At 74.4% G+C, this 2,136-nt stretch carries 2 protein-coding genes and 1 pseudogene; 1 reads left to right on the top strand and 2 read right to left on the bottom strand.

Annotated elements, in window-relative coordinates; all coding sequences use genetic code 11:
• Positions 1-1,008: phosphodiester glycosidase family protein (locus HW445_RS28160; protein WP_180223678.1), on the top strand; the 1,008-nt coding region annotated here is incomplete at its 5' end.
• A 22-nt stretch (positions 1,009-1,030) separates the two neighbouring features.
• On the opposite strand, the gene HW445_RS28155 is transcribed toward HW445_RS28160, so the two are convergent.
• Positions 1,031-1,297 carry a peptidoglycan-binding protein gene (locus tag HW445_RS28155; RefSeq protein ID WP_180223677.1) on the bottom strand — a complete coding sequence of 89 codons (267 nt, stop codon included), beginning with the start codon at positions 1,295-1,297 and terminating at the stop codon, positions 1,031-1,033.
• A 219-nt stretch (positions 1,298-1,516) separates the two neighbouring features.
• A pseudogene (locus tag HW445_RS28150) lies at positions 1,517-2,136 on the bottom strand (serine protease); the annotation flags it as partial.

Raw genomic sequence — 2,136 nt, 5'->3', positions numbered from 1 at the left:
CGGGGCGAGCTGGCCGGCGACTTCGGGCCGGACCTGGAGCGCAGGGAGACGACCAGCGAACTGGCCGCACGACGGGGCGCGACGGCGGCGGTGAACGCGGGGTTCTTCGTGCTGGACCCGGCGGCCGGCGCGCCCGGCGACCCCGCGGGGCTCGGCGTGTACGACGGCCGGGTGCTGAGCGAGCCGGTGAACGGCCGCCCGTCGCTGGTGTTCTCCTCCGACGGCCACCGGGCGGCGGTGGCCCGCCACACCTGGAGCGGCTCCGTCTCCGGCCGGGGCAGGACGCTCCCGCTCGACGGCCTGAACCGGGTGCCCGGACTGATCCGCAACTGCGGAGGCACCGGCGACACCCCCACCGACCTCCCGCTGCACGACACGACATGCGTGGACGCGGGCGAACTGGTCGCGTTCACCCCGGAGTTCGGCGCCTCGACACCGTCCGGGGAGGGCGTCGAGGCGGTCGTCGACGCCCATGACCGGGTGACGTCGGTGCGCAGCCCACGGGGCGGCGGGCTCCCGCCGGGGAGCCGGTCGGTCCAGGCGACCGGCGCGCGGGCGGCGTGGCTCGCGGAGCTGGCCGTACCGGGGGAGACGCTGAGGACCAGGAGCCGGGTGCGGGGACCGGTCGCCGACCACGTGGTCAACGGCGGCCCCCAGCTGGTGCGCGACGGCCGCCGGTACGTCACCGCCGCCGCGGACGGCATGGTCCGGCCGGGCGACCCGAGCTTCCACTACGGCTGGGTGACCAAGCGGAACCCCCGCACGATCGCGGGGGCCGACGCGCGGGGCCGGATCCTGCTGGCGACCGTCGACGGCCGGGCCACCACGAGCCTCGGCCTGTCGATCGCGGAGGCGGCCGCGGTGGCCCAGGGCCTGGGCATGCGTGACGCCCTCAACCTCGACGGCGGCGGCTCGACCACCATGGTGACCGGCGGACGCGTGATCAACGCCCCGTCCGACGCGGCCGGTGAACGACCGGTGGGAGACGCCGTCCTGGTGCTCCCGTGACGGGCCCGGTGCACCCTGACGGTCAGCAGGCGAAGTCGGGGCCGTTGGCCCACAGGGTCAGGTGGGACCAGGTCTGCGCGCCGCAGATGCCGTCGACGGTGATGTCCGCGCATCCCTGGAACCGCCGCAGTGCCTTCTCGGTGACGGGGCCGAACTCCCCGTCGACGTCGAGTCCGTCACCGGTCAGCGAGCTGTTGAGGTAGCACTGGGCCTGCTGCACGGCGGCCCCCGACGAGCCGCGTTCGAGCCTCGGGCGTTGGTTGGTGAAGTTGCACACGTCGCTCGCCATGGAGCATCTCCTCCCGCTGGGGCCTCCAGCGCCCGGGGCCGGGCACCTTCGGCCGTCCCTCCGGTCCGACGATGAGGTTGTCCGCCTCCTCCCTGCACGAGTCGGTGTCCTGTTCGGGTCGTGGATCGCGTTCGCGTTCCATGCCCTCGGCGGCATGGAACGTTCCTAAAGTCGTCATGATCGATACCGCTTCCTGTGGCGTGACGGGGCGGCGGCCTCTCACACGGCGAGCCGGTCGCCGATCGAGCGGGCCACCTCGGTGTGTGCGAGGTACTGGTCGATGTCGTGGGCCCGGTCACGGGCGTTGACGACGGCGAGGTCGGACGGCCCGTCCGGCCACCGGTCGGCCAGCGGGCACCCGATGGCCACGGGGTCGGTCGGGCACCAGGCGTTCAGCCAGTCCGCGACCCTGCCCGGCCGGCCCGTGCCGCCGGAGAGCAACCGCCGGTACACGCTGTCCATGCCGAGCGGACTGCCCGCCGTCGTCAGGTGGACCACCCGCACGCCGGGCGACAGCCGGGTGAGCAGGTCCATGCCGACGACGGTGCCCAGGCTGTGCGCGACGAGCACGAGCTCGCCGTCCTGCGGCACCGTCTCGAGGACGCAGCCCAGCACCTCCTCGCGGACGTCCCGGTCGTCGAGGTAGGCGGCGACGTCCCGGAAGATCAGGGAGATGGTCCACGCGTCGACGTCGCTGCGGGCGGCCAGCCAGCCCAGCCTCCGCCACACGGCGCCGACCAGCGGATCCAGTCCCAGGCCCTCGGCGGCCTCCACGCCCTCCGGCTCGCCGGGCGGGGCGTACCACCTCGCGGCGGCCTCGCCGACCATCTCCTCGTACA

This window comes from Streptomyces sp. UH6 (assembly GCF_013421635.1).
GTDB lineage: Bacteria > Actinomycetota > Actinomycetes > Streptomycetales > Streptomycetaceae > Streptomyces > Streptomyces abyssomicinicus.
The sequence above is the reverse complement of the archived record's forward strand: the minus strand, read 5'-3'. Positions and strand labels throughout refer to the sequence as shown.

Coding starts and splice junctions, on each gene's coding strand:
- HW445_RS28155 (WP_180223677.1), bottom strand. CDS start 1,297: ATGGCGAGCGACGTGTGCAACTTCACCAACCAACGCCCGAGGCTCGAA.